This is a genomic window from Tsukamurella sp. II2bb (genome assembly GCF_057815145.1).
Genome location: NZ_JBYPZI010000001.1, coordinates 461,796 through 477,627 on the forward strand (window position 1 = coordinate 461,796; position 15,832 = coordinate 477,627).

Consider the following 15,832-nt stretch of genomic DNA (forward strand, 5'->3'; position numbering starts at 1 on the left):
CACTCCATAGCGTTGAGGGGAACCACTCCTTCAGCCCGAGGACAGATGCCCCATGCTCAGCGACACCCAGCTCGCCGTCATCCGCGCCACCCTGCCCGCCGTGGGCGGCGCGATCGACGAGATCACGCCGATCTTCTACCGCCGCATGTTCGATGCGCACCCCGAGCTGGAGCGGGACCTGTTCAACCGGGGCAACCAGGCGGCCGGCCTGCAGCCGCGCTCGCTCGCGGCGTCGATCGCGATGTACGCCACCGCCGTCGTCGACGACGAGGTCTCCGCCCGGCCGATGCTGGAGCGGGTCGCGCACAAGCACGCCTCGCTGGGCGTCGCGCCGGAGCAGTACCAGGTGGTCTACGAGCACCTGTTCGCGGCGATCGCGCAGGTGCTGGGTGACGCCGTCACGCCCGTGGTGGCGGAGGCCTGGAGCGCGCTCTACTGGCAGTTCGCCGACGTGTACGAGGCCGCCGCCGTCACGCCGGAGACCGTGTGGCGCACCGTCGTCGTGGCCGAGCGGCAGCAGGAGACCCCCGGCACCGTCGCCTTCGTCCTCGCCGACCCGTCGGGCGCGGCGTTGCCTGATTTCGTTCCCGGCCAGTACATCTCCGTCGCGGTCATCCTGCCCGACGGTGCGCGGCAGATCCGGCAGTACAGCCTGTCCGGCGCGGGCGACGGCCGCTGGCGGGTCGGGGTGCGGCGGGACGGCGAGGTCTCGTCGCACTTGCACGAGTACGCCTTCGAGGGCACGCAGCTGCAGGTGTCGCCGCCCTTCGGCGACGTCGTTCTCGACAGCGATCCCGCGACGCCGCTGGTGCTCGCCTCGGCGGGCATCGGGATCACTCCCGTCCTCGGCATGCTCCATCATCTCGCTGAGGAGGGCGGCGCGCGCCGGGTCGTCGTGGCGCACGCGGATCGCACCCGCGCGACCCACGCGCACCGGGCCGAGCTGACCGAGCTCGTCGGGCGGATCCCGGGGGCCGCGCTGCACACCTGGTACGACGAGCTCCCCGATGGATACCCGTTGGGCGAGGGAGAGTCCCGCGGCCGGATCGACCTGGGCGCGCTGGCCATCCCCTCCGACGCCCACGCCTACCTGTGCGGCCCCCTGCCGTTCATGACCGGCGCGGCCGAGCAGCTCGAGGGCGCCGGCGTCCCGCGCGAGCGGGTGTGGTTCGAGGCCTTCACCCCGACCGTGTGATCACGGCTATAGACGGTCGATGCCGTCGGGGCGAGCGCTTACCCTACGGAGTACCCTACGTACATGAAGGCGAAGACCAGCGTGTACCTCGACCCCGATCAGGTCGCGGAGCTCAAGCGCACGGCCGAGGCCACGGGGCGGTCTGAGGCGGACTTGATTCGTGAAGGGGTCGAGCTCGCGCTCTTACATCATCGGGTCGTGCGGCGATCTCGGCCGCGCCCCACATTCGATTCAGGGGATCCCGAGTTCGCCTCCAGGGCGGACGAGATGCTGAACCGCGTGTACGAATGACCCTCGTGTTCGCCGACACGTCGGCGATCATCGCGGCCCATGACACAGCCGCTACCGAGCACGAGCGCGCCGATCGAATGCTGTCGCAGTCCGTCGCGATCGTGTCTCCGCTCGTCCTGGATGAGGTCGACCACCTGCTCGTCGCCCGATTCGGCAAGAATCGCCTAGTCGCGAACCTCGTGCTCGATGAACTTCTGACAGCCGCCGAGGAAGGCGCCGTCATTGTTCCCCAGGTGGACGCCGCGGACCTCGTGGTGGCCCGAGAGCTGATCGGCCGCTATCGCGACCTACGCCTCGACCTCGCCGACGCGGTCTCCGTCGTTCTCGCTGCACGCTATCGGATCGTCGACATCCTCACCCTCGATGAGCGTGACTTCCGTGCGGTTCGACCACTGACCCCGGGAGTCGCGGCATTCAGGCTTCCGGTCCAGGACGGGTGGCCCTAGCGACACCGAAACCGGAGAATCCCCGGTCGCCCCGCGCATGAGCAGCGGGGCGACCGGGGATTCACGGAGCGGTCGGTGTGCCCTTACGGGGCCCAGGTGCGGGTCGACGCCTGGCCGACCGCCTCCTGCGCGGCCCGCCGGCTTCCGTGGGCGCGGTTGACCGCCGAGACCACGGCGCGCAGGGATGCGGTGGTGATCGACGGGGCGATGCCCACTCCCCAGACGGTGCGGTCCTCGTCGCCGACGCGGACGATGGCCTCGACGTAGGCGGCGGCCTGCGCGTCGTCACCCGCGGACAGGGCGTGCTCGCTGTAGTCCAGCACCCGGACGTCGAAGCCGACGGTGCCGATCGCGTCCACGAAGGCGGCCAGCGGGCCGTTGCCCTCGCCGGTGATCTCCTGCTCCCTGCCGTCGACCTTGACCACCGCGTCGATGCGGTCGACCCCGCCGTCGACCTCGGATGCGGTGACCTTCTGGCGCATGCGCTCCAGCGGCACGATCGGGTCGATGTACTCGCCGGCGAAGACGTCCCACATCTCCTTGGGCGTGACCTCGCCGCCCTCGCCGTCGGTGATCTTCTGCACCGACTGGCTGAACTCGATCTGCAGGCGGCGGGGCAGCTGCAGCCCGTGATCGGCCTTCATGATGTACGCGACGCCGCCCTTGCCGGACTGGCTGTTCACACGGATCACGGCCTCGTAGTTGCGGCCCACGTCCTTGGGGTCGATCGGCAGGTAGGGCACCTGCCACAGGATGTCGTCGACGTCCTGGTCCGCGCCGTCGGCGTCGATCTTCATCTGATCGAGGCCCTTGTTGATCGCGTCCTGGTGGCTGCCGGAGAAGGCGGTGTACACCAGGTCGCCGCCGTACGGATGCCGCTCGGGCACGGGCAGCTGGTTGCAGTACTCGACGGTGCGCCGGATCTCGTCGATGTCCGAGAAGCTGATCTGCGGGTCGATACCGCGGCTGAACAGGTTCAGCCCGAGCGTCACCAGGCAGACATTGCCGGTGCGCTCGCCGTTGCCGAACAGGCAGCCCTCAATGCGGTCCGCGCCGGCCAGGTAGCCCAGCTCGGCGGCCGCGACGCCCTCGCCGCGGTCGTTGTGCGGGTGCAGCGAGAGAATCACGCTGTCCCGGCGGGCCAGGTTGCGGTGCATCCACTCGATCGAGTCCGCGTAGACGTTCGGCGTCGCCATCTCAACGGTGGCCGGCAGGTTCAGGATGATCGGCTTGTCCGGGGTGGGGGCGATGATCTCGGTGACCGCGTCGCACACCTCCTTGGCGAAGGACAGCTCGGTGCCGGTGTACGACTCGGGGGAGTACTCGTAGCGCCAGTTGGTGTCCGGGTACTTCTTCTCCTCCTCGAGCACCTTGTGTGCGGCGTCGGTGGCGATCTTCTTGATCGCGGCCTTGTCGGCGCGGAAGACCACGCGGCGCTGCAGCACCGAGGTCGAGTTGTAGAAGTGCACGATCACGTTCTTCGCGCCCTGACAGGCCTCGAAGGTGCGCTCGATCAGCTCGTCGCGGCACTGCACCAGCACCTGGATGGTGACATCGTCGGGGATGGCACCGTCCTCGATGATCTCGCGGACGAAGTCGAAATCGGTCTGGCTCGCCGACGGGAAGCCGACCTCGATCTCCTTGTAGCCCATGCGGACCAGCAGGTCGAACATGCGCCGCTTGCGCGCCGGGCTCATCGGATCGATGAGTGCCTGGTTGCCGTCGCGCAGGTCGACGGCGCACCACAGCGGCGCGGTCGTGGCGACCTTGTCAGGCCACGTGCGATCGGGGAGCGCGATGCGCTCGACCTCGTCGGCGAAGGGGCGGTAGCGGTGCGCGGGCATCGCACTTCCGCGCTGGGGGTTCCACACCGGCTGTCCCGGATTGCGGGGGCCGGCGGGAGCGGAGATCTTGGATACGCCGGAGGTGTAGGAATCGGCTGCAGGGCTCATGATGTCGAGGTTACTTTCTCGGAGCGTCCCCGCGGCTGGCAGGGACGGAATCGGTCGTCGTGCGACCTGTGGTCTCGACCGGCGCTGCCGCTGACCACGGCTCAAACCCGCGACGGGAAGCCGGTCTGGTCAGACCCCGCCGCGGCAACCGAGGAGAAGAGCGCGCCACTGCACGTCTTCGAATGTAGCGCACCGGCCCCGCCAGGCGGAACCGGGCCCGGCCGCGCCGGTCACATGGCGTGCGGGTAGACGCTCACCATGTGGGCGCCGTACCAGCACGTGGCGGTGACGATGCCGACGCAGGTCCAGATCCGCGCGCGCTTCGAGACCCCGGCCAGGGCGATCGCGATGGGGATCAGCAGGACGAAGGCGGGCAGCAGCAGCCGCGGCCGCGACATCATCAGTCCACCGGAGCCGAGCAGCGAGATCACGACCAGTGAGCCGTACAGCGTGATCGGCCACGGCATCTTCGCGCGGATCGCGAGTACGATCAGCACGATCGACGCCGCGAGCAGCGCGACCACCGACAGATCCGCGATGTCCGAGCCGTTGACCAGCGTGTAGTTCACGAACTGCCAGGTCTGCACGCCCACGTCGAAGGTGGTGCCCCAGCCCTCGGTCTGGATCCGGAACCACCCCGTCAGGCTCCCGGTGTGGTGCGCCACGACGAGTAGGTAGGTCACCCAGCCCAGCGGCGTGAGCAGCACGCAGAGGGCGGCCTTGACGCGCTCGGCACCGTCGGACGAGAGGATCGCGAGGAGCGCCGCCAGGGCGACCACCCCGATCAGCACGACCGAGGTGGGGCGGCAGAAACCGGCCAGCGCCGTGCAGATCCCCGCGAGGATCCACTTGCGCTCCATCACCCCGACCAGAGCCCACCCGGCTAGGGCGCAGTAGAGGGCCTCGGTGTAGGCCATCGTGAGCACGATGGACATGGGGGCGGCGGCGAACAGCACCGTAGTGAGGAGTCCGGCGCGTTCCGCCAGGCGCGTGGGGACCTGCGGCATGTGCTCGACACACAGGCGCCCCAACCGGTACGCGGCGACCGCCGCGACGCAACCGACGATCACGTTGACGGTCAGCGCCGCCCGGTAGGCGTCGAAGCCCGGCAACTGCGCGACCGCTCGCACCAGCATGGGGAAGCCCGGGAAGAAGGCGTACGCGGTGTCGGCGGTGTGCTCGCCCCGCGCGTCGACGAACCGCCACGGCATCGCGTCGTAGCCGTAGGTGGCCAGCCCGATCATCCACTTGCCGTCCCACGCCGTCAGGAGGTCGGCGAGGTTCTGGCTGCGCAGTTGCGCGAACCGGGCCAGCACCGCGAGCCCGATGCCGCGGATCGCGAGGTAGAAGACCACGGGCAGCCAGACGTCGCGGGTGCGGTCCAGCAGGGACGACGGTGCCGTCGCGGCTCCGGTGTCGGCGAGGTCGGGGGCGGTCGGCACGGCTCGCATCGTACCGACCGCCCCGCTGCCGGCCGGCTCGTGCGCGCCGATCACCGGCTGGTGATCCGCCTGATCGAGCAGACCACCCGGTTCTCGCCGGACTGGGTGAAGTCCTGCCCGTTGACGACGATGGTGCAGCTGACCGGGCCCGTTCCGGTCACGGTCATCGTCATGACGTCACCGATGGTCGCCGCGCCCTGCCATTCCCAGGGCAGCGTCGTGGCCGGCGGGACGGTGCCGCTGCGGACGCCGACGACGGAGACCGCGCCGGGGCCGTTCCCGGTCGCGGTGAGCTTGAGCTGCACCGACACGCCCGCGCCGGAGCCGGTCGAGGTGCGGGGTGCCGTGGTGAGGAAGCCGTCGGACTGCGTGGCCGGCTCGCCGGGCGGCGCCGTCGCGCCCGTGGTCGGGGCTCCCGAGGTCGTGGTGGCCGGGGCGCCCGAGAAGGTGACGGGCGACGCCGTCGACGAGTCGTCGGTCTTCAGCGCGAGCCCGAGTGCGACGGCACCGGCCACGGCGAGGACGGCGACGACAGCCGTCAGCGCGATGAGCAGGGGCTTGCGGTTGCCGCCGTTTCCGCCGCCCGGGCCGGCAGGCCCACCCGGACCCGCAGGCCCACCCGGACCGGCGGGGCCACCCGGAAACCCGGGGCCGAGGGGGCCGCGCGGAACTCCGGGACCGGCGGGGGCGCCGCCGACGGGACCGTTCGTGCCGTAGCGCGGGGGACCGGCGGGGTAGCCGGGCTGCGGGGCCTGCGGGTAGCCGCCCGGCCGGCCGGGCTGACCGCCCTGCCACGGGCCGGGCTGACCGGGAGGACGTCCACCGGGGTTCGGGCCGGGATTGTGGCCGCCGTAGGGGTTCATGCAGATCTCCTGATTTCGCGTTCACCCCGATTATCCGCACTCTCGCTGAACAGTGGGTTGCGCGCCGCTTGGAGCGGTGCCCTCCCGGCCGAAGAAGCCAGGTCGGTAGTATCGAAGCGCACATCGAAGCCCGCAACGGAGAGGTTCCACGTGGCACTCGTCGTCCAGAAGTACGGAGGCAGCTCCGTCTCCTCCGCCGAGCGCATCCGGCGCGTGGCCGAACGGATCGTGGAGACCAAGCGCGCGGGCAACGACGTCGTCGTCGTGGTCTCCGCGATGGGCGATACCACCGATGAGCTGCTCGATCTCGCCAACCAGGTGTGCCCCGCGCCGCCCGCCCGCGAGATGGACATGCTGCTCACCTCGGGTGAGCGCATCTCCAACGCGCTCGTCGCGATGGCCATCCATTCGCTCGGCGCCGAGGCGCAGTCCTTCACCGGCTCGCAGGCCGGAGTGATCACCACCAGCCGGCACGGCGCGGCGAAGATCATCGACGTCACGCCCGGGCGCGTCGAGGCCGCGATCGCCGAGGGCAAGATCGTGCTCGTCGCCGGCTTCCAGGGCGTCTCGCAGGACACCAAGGACGTGACCACGCTCGGTCGCGGCGGCTCGGACACCACCGCCGTGGCCCTCGCGGCCGCGTTGAAGGCGGACGTCTGCGAGATCTACACCGACGTCGACGGCATCTACACCGCCGATCCGCGCATCGTGCCCAACGCCAGGCACCTCGAGAAGGTCTCCTTCGAGGAGATGCTCGAGATGGCCGCCTGCGGTGCGAAGGTGCTCATGCTCCGGTGCGTGGAGTACGCGCGCCGCTACAACGTTCCCGTTCACGTGCGCTCGTCGTACTCGACCAAGCCCGGCACCATCGTCGCCGGCTCTATGGAGGACATCCCCGTGGAAGAGGCAATTCTCACCGGCGTCGCCCACGATCGCAGCGAGGCCAAGATCACGGTCGTCGGCCTGGAGGACAAGCCGGGCTACGCGGCGCGCGTCTTCCGTGCGGTCGCGGACGCCGAGATCAACATCGACATGGTGCTGCAGAACGTGTCGAAGGTGAACACCGGCAAGACGGACATCACCTTCACGCTGCCGCGTGAGCTCGGCCCGCTGGGCGTCGAGAAGCTCGAGGTCCTGCGCCAGGAGATCGGCTTCGACTCGGTGGTCTACGACGATCACGTCGGCAAGGTCTCGCTGGTGGGCGCGGGGATGAAGAGCCACCCCGGCGTCACCGCGACCTTCTGCGAGGCGCTCTCGCAGGCCGGCATCAACATCGAGCTGATCTCCACCTCGGAGATCCGGATCTCGGTGCTGATCCGGGACACCGAGCTCGACGAGGCGGTCAAGGTGCTGCACGACGCCTTCGACCTCGGCACGGACGAAGAGGCCGTCGTCTACGCGGGAACGGGGCGGTAGTCATGGGTGTACGCGTAGGAGTCGTCGGCGCCACCGGCCAGGTGGGCGCCGTGATGCGGCAGCTGCTGCTGGACCGGAACTTCCCGGCCGACGAGGTGCGGTTCTTCGCGTCCTCGCGGTCCGCGGGCAAGACGCTGCCCTTCGGCGACCGCGAGATCGTCGTCGAGGACGCCGAGACCGCGGATCCGACGGGTCTCGACGTCGCGCTGTTCAGCGCCGGCGCGACGATGTCGCGGGTGCAGGCGCCGCGGTTCGCCGCCGCCGGTGTCACCGTGATCGACAACTCGAGCGCCTGGCGCAAGGATCCCGACGTGCCGCTGGTGGTCTCGGAGGTGAATCCGGAGCAGGTCAAGGACCTGAAGAAGGGCATCATCGCCAACCCGAACTGCACCACGATGGCCGCGATGCCGGTGCTCAAGGTGCTGCACGACGAGGCGGGCCTGCAGCGGCTCATCGTCTCCTCGTACCAGGCGGTGTCCGGCTCCGGCCTGGCCGGCGTCGAGGAACTCGTCTCCCAGGTGCGCGCCGTCGCACCCGAGGCCGAGAAGCTGGTGCACGACGGCTCGGCGGTGGAGTTCCCCGCGCCGAACAAGTACGTCGCGCCGATCGCCTTCAACGTGCTGCCACTGGCGGGCGCCATCGTCGACGACGGCTCGGGCGAGACCGACGAGGACCAGAAGCTGCGCAACGAGTCGCGCAAGATCCTGGGCCTGCCGGACCTGCTGGTCTCCGGCACCTGCGTGCGCGTGCCCGTCCTCACCGGCCACTCGCTGTCGATCAACGCCGAGTTCGCCGCGCCGCTGTCGGTGGCGCGGGCCCAGGAGCTGCTGGCCGCGGCGCCCGGGGTGACGCTGGTCGACGTGCCGACCCCGCTCGCCGCCGCCGGTGCCGACGACTCGCTCGTCGGCCGCATCCGGCAGGACCCGGGCGTGCCGGACGGGCGGGGCCTCGCCCTCTTCATCAGCGGCGACAACCTGCGCAAGGGTGCCGCGCTGAACACCGTGCAGATCGCGGAGCTGCTGGTCTGAGGGCGCTGCCGGTCAGGCGATGCAGTGCTCCACGAACGCCAGCTGGGTGAGCGTGTACTCGCGCGCCCGCCGGTGCAGTTCGATGGAGTGACCCGCGCCGCCGAACCCGACCACCTCGATCGGCCCGGTGGTGAAGTGCCGTGCGAGGGCGTCGCGCGCGGCACCGTCGGACTGCCAGATGTGGTCGTGCTCGGCCAGCGTGCCCCGGACCGGCGCGGAGATCCGCGCCGCCACGCCGGGTAGCCGATCCGACCAGGCGACCACGTCGCGCAGCTCGGGCATCGGCATCGGCCGGAGCAGGTCGGCGTTGCGTGCGACGGCGGCATCACTGCGAGTGGCCTCCGGGCCGAACATGACCGACGCGTGCGCCTCGGGCGGGAGCTCGATCGCGGGCGCGTCGCCGATGAGCCCGGACCACATCTCCCGGAGTCCGGGCTGCCAGAGTTCACCGAGGCCGCTCACCTCCACCCCGGCGAGGGGGCCGTCGAGCGCGGCCGCCACCTGCAGGGCCATCATCCCGCCGATCGAGTGTCCGACCAGGACCAGAGGAAGCCCGAACCGTGCCCGCAGCGCGCCGACGGCGGCGGTGAGGAGCTCGGTCTGCCGGTCGAAGGTGAGGTCGTCGGCCGAGATCGCGGCACCGGCGCCGTAGCCGGGGCGGTCGATCGCGGCGACGGTGCAGCCGAGTCGAGGGCCCAGGGCGAGAAGGGAATCCGGTCCGGTGTAGTAGCCGGAGTCGTAGGTTCCGCCGTGGAGTGCGACGACCAGCGCCCGCGGCGCCTCCTGCGCGGTGGCGACCCGCGCGCCGAGGGTCGCCCCGTCCGTGGCGATCGATTCGATCGTGACGTCGTTCATCGGTGTGCTCCGTTCGTGAGGGTAGGGATGGTCAGACGCCCGACGGTGCCGGGGTCGTCGCTGTTGCGGGGGCGTGACGGTCCTCGTTCTGCCGGGGCACCAGAAGGCAGGCGACGCCACCGACGAAGGCGACCACGCAGAACGCCGCGGCGATCCCGCCGAAGGGCACGCCGGCGCTGAGCAGGATCCCGCCGGCCAGCGGGCCGGTGACGGCGCCCAGCCGGCCGACGCCCGTGCTGATCCCGAGGGCCGTGGCCCGGACCGAGATGCGGTAGTAGGTGGCGACGTACCCGAACAGCACGATCTGCGTGCCGATCGAGCCTGCGCCGGCGAGCAGCACCACGACGTACATCACGGCGAGCGAGGGCATCATCGCCATGCCGCCGATCGCCAGCGTGGCCAACAGGAAGTAGGCCGCCGCGATCCTCCGGTTCCCGTACCGGTCGGCGAGCACCGCCCCGGCCAGGCCGCCGAGGATCGCGCCCACGTTGAGCAGCACCTGGAAGGTGAGCGCCGAGCCCAGGCTGTACCCGGCGCCGCGCATCAGCTCGGGGAGCCACGTGTTCAGGCCGAACACCAGGAGGAAGCCGGCGAAGTTGGCGAGCGCGAAGAGCGCCAGGGCGGCCACCGCGGGCATGCCGAGCAGCTCGCGAGCCCTCCCGACCGCCGGAGCGCCTGCGGGAGCACTCGCCGGGGTGTCGGCCGTGGGAGCGCTCGCCGGCGTGCCGGCCGCGGGGGCGGGCGCGGTCTCGGGGATCACTCGCCACGCGAGCGGCACGACGAGGACGAGCGCCGACGCGCCGAGTGCCCACAGACCGCGGAAACCGAGGGTGCCGCCGAAGGAGAGGGCGAACACCGCCGCGATGACGCCGCCGACGGGGAGCCCGGACAGCATCACCGCGTTGAGCAGGTTCTTCTGATGCGCCTTCGCCACCTCGATGACGAGGGCGATCGCGACCGGCGCGACGCCGCCGAAACCGAGGCCGGCGATGAAGCGGAAGACGCCGAGGAGCTCCGGGCTGGGTGCGGCGGCGACCGCGATCATCGCCACCGAGTACCAGGTCAGGCAGCCGAGGAAGAGCCGGCGCCGGCCGAAGCGGTCGGTCAGTGTTCCCGCGAGGATCGCGCCGAAGAACATGCCGAGCAGCGCGTAGCTGCCGATCGCACCGGCCTCGGTTCGGGTCAGCGCCCAGGGTTCGTACGCGAGGAGATAGGGCATCGTCGAGCCGTAGACGATGAGGTCGTAGCCGTCGAAGACGATCGCGGCGAAACAGACCGCGACCACGGCGTAGGGGCGGCTGACGCCCTCGGCGGCGGGGCGACGGGTCATGGGCACTCCTCGGAGTTGAAGACGGTGTCGAGAAACGTGGTGCGGATCACGTTCCGGATCCATCAAAGGGCAGAACCCCTTGTGTTGTCAACATCAGTGTTGATATCTTGACTCGCATGTCAGAAGATCTCGTCTCAGCCGGCCCCCGTCCCGATACGGACCCGGGCTTGATCGCCTACCCGCCCGAGTTCGTCGCCGACTACCGTGCCCGCGGCCTGTGGCGGGGCGCGTCTCTGCCCGACGAATTCAGCGCCGCGACGGAGCGGTTCGCCGACCGCGTCGCTCTCATCACGCCCGAGGTCCGGTGGTCCTACGCCGACCTCGGCGACCGTGCACGGCGGTTCGCGGCGGGCCTGCGCGCGGAGACCGGCCTGCGCGCGGGCGAGCCGATCATGTTCCAGATGGGGAACGTCGCCGAGACTCTGGTGGCCTATTTCGGTGCGCTCATCGCAGGGCTTCGCCCCGTGTGCACGCTGCCCCAGCACGGAACGCGTGAGGTGGGGCTCCTCGCCGAACACGTCGGCGCCCGCGCGACGGTCGTCCAGGCCGATCACGGACGGGGCGAGTCGCTCGCCGTCGCGCGGGAACTCCACGCCGACGGCCGGATCGGCGTGGTGATCGTCGCGCGGGGAGAGGCGATCGGTGGCACCCCGACGCTGGAGCAGCTCGTGGCGGCGGGAGCGGCGGCGCCGGCGCCGGAGCCCGTGCACCCGGAGCAGATCGTCGTCTTCCAACTGTCCGGCGGCACCACCGGATTGCCCAAGGTCGCGCCGCGGCAGCACGAGGAGTACGTCTACAACTCCCGGGCGTGGGCCGAGGCGCTCGGCTGGGGGCCGCAGACGAGGGTCCTGTACCCGCTACCGGTGATGCACAACGCCGGGATCGCGCTGGCGGTGCAGCCGGCGCTGCTGAGCGGCGCCGCCATCGTTCTCGCGCCCTCGGCGCAGATCCCGTTGCTTCTGGAACTGATCGAGCGGGAGCGGCCGACGTCCTTGCCGCTGGTGCCCCCTGCGCTCGCGGTGCGGCTGCTGGAGGAGCCGAGCAGTCGCAGCGCCGACCTTTCCAGCATCGAGCAGTTCATCGTCGGCGGACAGGCCCTCCCCGAAGAGGTCTCGATCCGCCTGCGGGACGAGCTGGGTATCGCGGTCCGGCAGATGTTCGGCATGGCCGAGGGCATGTTCCTGGTGAACCCCGACGGTGCGAGCGAGGACGTCCGGCACCATACGGTGGGCGCCCCGATCTCGCCCGCGGACGAGGTGCGGATCGTGGAGGTCGGCGGTGACGCGGAGGTGCCGACCGGCGAGATCGGCGAGTTCTGTGCGCGCGGTCCGTACACGATCCGCGGCTACTACCGCGCCGAGCAGCACAACCACGATGCCTTCGACGCCGAGGGCTTCTACCGCACGGGGGACTTGGCCCGGGCGCACGACGACGGCGGGGTGCTGGTGTATTCGATCGAGGGCAGGATCAAGGACGTGATCAACCGCGGCGTCGAGAAGATCCACGCCGAGGAGGTCGAGGAGGTCATCCTCCGGCACCCGGACGTGATCAGCGCCGCGCTCGTCGCGATGCCCGATCCCGTGCTCGGCGAACGGGCCTGTGCCTTCATCATCGCGGAACCCGATGCCGAGGACCTCACGGTGGAGCGGCTCGGCGCGTTCCTGCTGGGCCAGGGGCTCGCCAAATACAAACTGCCGGAACGGGTGGAGGTCGTCACGGAGTTCCCGCTCTCGAACGTGGGCAAGGTGTCGAAGAAGGATCTGCGGGAACGCGTCGCAGAGGCATTGCGCGCCGGCGAGTCCGGCGTTGCACGGTAAGGAAGGTCGGACCATGACGAAGCGGACCATTGCGATCATCGGCGGAGGTCCCGCGGGCCTGGCCGCGGCGAGGCTGATCAAGCTCCGTGACCCGGACTCGACGGTGACCGTCTACGAACGGGCCGACTCCAGTACGGGCACATTCGGATTCGGGGTCGGGCTCACGGAGGCGACGATGCGCAACGTCGCGTCGGCCGATCCCGAGACCGCTGAGCGGATGCGTGCCGCGAGCCACGCGGGGCACAACCTGGTGCTGCGCACCGAGGGTCGGGAGGTGCACCTGCACGGCGCCCGTAACCTCGCGATCGGGCGCGCGGTGCTCCTCGAAGTACTGACCCGGGCAGCCGAGGAGGTCGGGGTCGACATCCGCATGGGTACCCGCGTCGACGTCTCCGAGCTGGAGGCGGACGTGATCGTCGCCGCGGACGGCGCGCGGAGTGCGGTACGCGAGAAGCTGGAAGCGGAACTGGGCGTGAACGTCACTTACGGTTCCCTCCATTACATGTGGTGCGGAACCGATTTCGCCGTCGACAACGCCAACTTCACGTGGCGCTCGCGCGGTGATGACCTGTTCGTGGTGCACGCCTATCCGTACGCCGAGGACCGGAGCACCTTCCTGATCGAGGCGGACGCCCGGACCTGGGAGAGCGCCGGTCTCGACCGCAACGACCGCGAGGTCGCGCCGGGGGAGTCGGATCATCGCAGCCTCGCGCTTCTCGGCGACGTGTTCGCGCCGGAGCTGCAGGGGCGCGACCTGCTCGCTAACCGAACCCGATGGGCGCAGTTCCCGACGGTGTCGCTGGAGCGCTGGTCCGCCGGCAACGTGGTCTTCCTGGGCGATGCCGCGCACACTGCTCACTACACGATCGGTTCCGGCACGAAGCTGGCCCTGGAGGATGCGATAGCCCTCGCGGACGCGCTCGGCGAGCACGCCGATGTCGCGGACGCCTTCGCGGCGTACGAGGCCGCCCGCCGGCCGAGCGTGCAGCGGTTCAAGCACCTCGCCGCGCGCTCGCAGGCGTGGTGGTCGAGCTTCCGGGAGCGCTCCGGTGCGTCCGCCGAGGAGATCGCCCTGTCGTACATGACCCGCGCCGGCAACATCGGCGTCCGGGACTACGCCGTCGAGTACCCGGAGACCACGCGCTGCGCGCTGGCCCATCTCGGCGACGCCCCCGTCGCGGAACCCGACGCTCTGGACGCCTGGGTGCTGTCGCGACCGTTGGCCACGCCCGCCGTCTCGGCACCGGCCCGCACGGTGAGCCGGGCCGAGCTGCCCGACGGCGCGACGCGGATCGTGACGTGGACGGGGGGCGACGTCTGGGGTGCGGACCACGAGACGATGGTCGACGAGCTCTCGCGGGCGCCGGAATCGGTGATCGTGCTGTCGGGCGGCTCGGAGCCGGCCGCGGTGGGCGCGCGGATCGACATCGGCGAGCGGGTGCGCTGGGCGGGCCGGCACACGGTGATCGTCGAGGTTCCGGAGGCTCTGCGCTCCGAGGCGGCCGCGGCCGTGGCGGCGCGCCGGGCGGATGCGGTGATCGTGGCATAGCTAGTCTGTCAGCATGTCGTCCGCGGAGAAATCGGGAAAGGCGACCGGCTCCCGGCGTCGCGAGCTGATCGTCGGCGAGGTGCTCGACGCCGCGACGGAGTTGTTCGCGGTCAAGGGATACGAGGCGACCAGCCTGCAGGACATCGCCGACGCGGTCGGCGTCTCGCGTCCGGCGTTGTACCACTACCTCAGCAGCAAAGAGGACCTGCTGGTGATGCTGGTGGAGGGCGTGTCCCAGAGTCTCGTGGCCATGCTCGAGGAACTGCATGCCCGGCCCGATCTCGCACCGGCGGACAAGATCGCGAACTTCACCGATCAGCTGGTGCGGGAGCGGGTTCGGTATCCGGGGCGGTTCCGCATCCTGGACCGCTCGGAGACGGTGCTGCCCGAGCCGGCCCGGACCGACCACCTGGAGGCCAAGCGGCGGATCCTGCGCGAGGTGGTCACCATCATCGAGGACGGTGTGCGAGTGGGCCAGTTCGTGCCCGTCGACGCCCGGACGACGGCGCTGAGCGTGATCGGCATGTGCAACTGGGTGGCCTGGTGGGCCCGTCCGGAGGACACCGCGCGGGTCGAGTCCATCGTCGACACGGTGAACTCCCTGATCCAGCGCATGCTCCGCGTCCCGAGCGGGGAGGAGGCCGACGGTGCGCCGGGCCTCGTCCGGGAGATCCGGGAGCGGCTCGATCGCCTCGAGCCATTGCTCTAGGGCTTCGCGCGACACGCAGGCGAACGGACCGACGGTGCCAGGCACCGTCGGTCCGTTCGTGTTTCGGGCCGTTCTCGCGCGGGACGGGGCGGAGGCGGCATGTCTACGTGGGTGTTGACTTTTGAACGCTCGCGTCGAATACTGGGGAGGAAGCCTTACCGCGGCAGAAGGAGCAGCGTGAACAATCAGCCCACCCGCATCGGACTCGTCGTGCCGAGCTCGAACGTCACCGTCGAGACGGAGATGCCGCGCATCCTGGCGCGGCACCCCGAGCGCGAGTTCACCTTCCACTCCAGCCGGATGCGGATGCAGAAGGTCTCGCCGGAGCAGCTGCGCGCGATGAACGCGCAGCGGGAGCGCTGCGTGATCGAGCTCGGCGACGCCGGAGTCGACGCTGTCCTCTACGCGTGCCTGGTCGCCATCATGTCGACGGGCCCGGGTGCACATCGGGAAGCCGAGCTCGCCGTCGCCGAGCAGCTCGCGGCCGGGGGATCCGAGGCGAGCGTGCTGTCCAGCGCGGGCGCGCTGGTGGACACCCTGAACGACATGGGGGCCAAGCGGATCGCCGTCGTCACCCCGTATCTGCGGCCGCTCGCGGAGCAGGTGGTGGCCTACCTGGAGAACGAGGGGATCGAGGTGGCCGATTGGCGGGCCCTCGAGGTGGCGGACAACGCCGAGGTGGGCTGCATTCCCGGCGACCGGGTCATGGATGCTGCGCGCAGCCTGAACCTGGACGGTGTCGACGTGCTGGTGCTGTCGGCCTGCGTGCAGATGCCGTCGCTGGATCTGGTGCAGGCCGCGGAGGACGAGTTCGGCATTCCCGTGATCACGGCCGCGACGGCCGGCGCCTACCGGATCCTGCGAGCGGTCGGCGCCCGCGTCGACATCCCGGATGCCGGGTCGCTCCTGCGCGCCGATTCCGCCGTCCCCGCGAACTGA

The 15,832-nt window shown here is 70.5% G+C and carries 14 protein-coding genes; 9 read left to right on the forward strand and 5 right to left on the reverse strand.

Annotation, left to right across the window (positions count from 1 at the left end):
- The first annotated feature begins 52 nt into the window (after positions 1-52).
- The 3 genes from AC21LY_RS02580 (at position 53) to AC21LY_RS02590 (ending at position 1,932) form a co-directional block, all read left to right on the forward strand.
- Positions 53-1,195, forward strand: coding sequence for a globin domain-containing protein (locus AC21LY_RS02580; protein WP_489044654.1), 1,143 nt, complete (start codon positions 53-55; stop codon positions 1,193-1,195).
- Between the two features lie 63 nt (positions 1,196-1,258).
- A complete protein-coding gene (locus AC21LY_RS02585; protein WP_489044655.1) occupies positions 1,259-1,486 on the forward strand; it encodes a ribbon-helix-helix protein, CopG family in 228 nt (75 codons plus the stop codon).
- Positions 1,483-1,932: a type II toxin-antitoxin system VapC family toxin gene (locus AC21LY_RS02590; protein WP_489044656.1), complete on the forward strand. Its 450-nt coding sequence runs from the start codon at positions 1,483-1,485 to the stop codon at positions 1,930-1,932. The genes AC21LY_RS02585 and AC21LY_RS02590 overlap by 4 nt, the downstream gene beginning before the upstream one ends.
- Positions 1,933-2,015: 83 nt before the next feature.
- Here AC21LY_RS02590 and leuA read toward each other — a convergent pair whose 3' ends face one another.
- The 3 genes from leuA to AC21LY_RS02605 form a co-directional block, all read right to left on the reverse strand.
- On the reverse strand, positions 2,016-3,884 hold the full coding sequence (gene leuA, locus AC21LY_RS02595; protein WP_489044657.1) for a 2-isopropylmalate synthase: 1,869 nt from the start codon (positions 3,882-3,884) through the stop codon (positions 2,016-2,018).
- Between the two features lie 230 nt (positions 3,885-4,114).
- Complete coding sequence (locus AC21LY_RS02600; RefSeq protein ID WP_489045410.1) at positions 4,115-5,335, reverse strand: mannosyltransferase family protein; 1,221 nt, start codon at positions 5,333-5,335, stop codon at positions 4,115-4,117.
- A gap of 41 nt (positions 5,336-5,376) precedes the next feature.
- A complete protein-coding gene (locus AC21LY_RS02605) occupies positions 5,377-6,189 on the reverse strand; it encodes a hypothetical protein (RefSeq protein WP_489044658.1) in 813 nt (270 codons plus the stop codon).
- A 150-nt stretch (positions 6,190-6,339) separates the two neighbouring features.
- Between AC21LY_RS02605 and AC21LY_RS02610 the strand changes: the two genes are divergently transcribed.
- Both AC21LY_RS02610 and AC21LY_RS02615 read left to right on the forward strand, forming a co-directional pair.
- Complete coding sequence (locus tag AC21LY_RS02610; RefSeq protein ID WP_489044659.1) at positions 6,340-7,605, forward strand: aspartate kinase; 1,266 nt, start codon at positions 6,340-6,342, stop codon at positions 7,603-7,605.
- 2 nt (positions 7,606-7,607) lie between these two features.
- Positions 7,608-8,633 carry an aspartate-semialdehyde dehydrogenase gene (locus AC21LY_RS02615; RefSeq protein ID WP_489044660.1) on the forward strand — a complete coding sequence of 342 codons (1,026 nt, stop codon included), beginning with the start codon at positions 7,608-7,610 and terminating at the stop codon, positions 8,631-8,633.
- A 12-nt stretch (positions 8,634-8,645) separates the two neighbouring features.
- On the opposite strand, the gene AC21LY_RS02620 is transcribed toward AC21LY_RS02615, so the two are convergent.
- The gene (locus AC21LY_RS02620) at positions 8,646-9,488 is read right to left on the reverse strand and encodes an alpha/beta hydrolase (protein WP_489044661.1); all 843 of its coding nucleotides are present in this window, start codon (positions 9,486-9,488) and stop codon (positions 8,646-8,648) included.
- A gap of 31 nt (positions 9,489-9,519) precedes the next feature.
- On the reverse strand, positions 9,520-10,818 hold the full coding sequence (locus AC21LY_RS02625; RefSeq protein WP_489044662.1) for an MFS transporter: 1,299 nt from the start codon (positions 10,816-10,818) through the stop codon (positions 9,520-9,522).
- Between the two features lie 116 nt (positions 10,819-10,934).
- On the opposite strand from AC21LY_RS02625, the gene AC21LY_RS02630 reads away from it, so the two are divergent.
- From AC21LY_RS02630 to AC21LY_RS02645, 4 genes are all read left to right on the forward strand, one after another.
- The gene (locus AC21LY_RS02630; RefSeq protein WP_489044663.1) at positions 10,935-12,635 is read left to right on the forward strand and encodes a (2,3-dihydroxybenzoyl)adenylate synthase; all 1,701 of its coding nucleotides are present in this window, start codon (positions 10,935-10,937) and stop codon (positions 12,633-12,635) included.
- Positions 12,636-12,648: 13 nt separating this feature from the next.
- The gene (locus AC21LY_RS02635) at positions 12,649-14,184 is read left to right on the forward strand and encodes an FAD-dependent monooxygenase (protein ID WP_489044664.1); all 1,536 of its coding nucleotides are present in this window, start codon (positions 12,649-12,651) and stop codon (positions 14,182-14,184) included.
- A 13-nt stretch (positions 14,185-14,197) separates the two neighbouring features.
- Positions 14,198-14,893 (forward strand): TetR/AcrR family transcriptional regulator, encoded by a 696-nt coding sequence (locus AC21LY_RS02640; protein ID WP_489044665.1) that lies wholly within the window; start codon positions 14,198-14,200, stop codon positions 14,891-14,893.
- 177 nt (positions 14,894-15,070) lie between these two features.
- The gene (locus tag AC21LY_RS02645) at positions 15,071-15,832 is read left to right on the forward strand and encodes a maleate cis-trans isomerase family protein (RefSeq protein ID WP_489044666.1); all 762 of its coding nucleotides are present in this window, start codon (positions 15,071-15,073) and stop codon (positions 15,830-15,832) included.

Excerpts from the sequence above, each read along its gene's own strand:
- AC21LY_RS02630 (WP_489044663.1), top strand. The coding sequence starts at position 10,935 with ATGTCAGAAGATCTCGTCTCAGCCGGCCCCCGTCCCGATACGGACCCG.
- AC21LY_RS02615 (WP_489044660.1), top strand. The coding sequence starts at position 7,608 with ATGGGTGTACGCGTAGGAGTCGTCGGCGCCACCGGCCAGGTGGGCGCC.
- AC21LY_RS02640 (WP_489044665.1), top strand. The coding sequence starts at position 14,198 with ATGTCGTCCGCGGAGAAATCGGGAAAGGCGACCGGCTCCCGGCGTCGC.
- leuA (WP_489044657.1), bottom strand. The coding sequence starts at position 3,884 with ATGAGCCCTGCAGCCGATTCCTACACCTCCGGCGTATCCAAGATCTCC.
- AC21LY_RS02580 (WP_489044654.1), top strand. The coding sequence starts at position 53 with ATGCTCAGCGACACCCAGCTCGCCGTCATCCGCGCCACCCTGCCCGCC.
- AC21LY_RS02600 (WP_489045410.1), bottom strand. The coding sequence starts at position 5,335 with ATGCGAGCCGTGCCGACCGCCCCCGACCTCGCCGACACCGGAGCCGCG.
- AC21LY_RS02620 (WP_489044661.1), bottom strand. The coding sequence starts at position 9,488 with ATGAACGACGTCACGATCGAATCGATCGCCACGGACGGGGCGACCCTC.
- AC21LY_RS02605 (WP_489044658.1), bottom strand. The coding sequence starts at position 6,189 with ATGAACCCCTACGGCGGCCACAATCCCGGCCCGAACCCCGGTGGACGT.
- AC21LY_RS02625 (WP_489044662.1), bottom strand. The coding sequence starts at position 10,818 with ATGACCCGTCGCCCCGCCGCCGAGGGCGTCAGCCGCCCCTACGCCGTG.
- AC21LY_RS02590 (WP_489044656.1), top strand. The coding sequence starts at position 1,483 with ATGACCCTCGTGTTCGCCGACACGTCGGCGATCATCGCGGCCCATGAC.
- AC21LY_RS02585 (WP_489044655.1), top strand. The coding sequence starts at position 1,259 with ATGAAGGCGAAGACCAGCGTGTACCTCGACCCCGATCAGGTCGCGGAG.
- AC21LY_RS02635 (WP_489044664.1), top strand. The coding sequence starts at position 12,649 with ATGACGAAGCGGACCATTGCGATCATCGGCGGAGGTCCCGCGGGCCTG.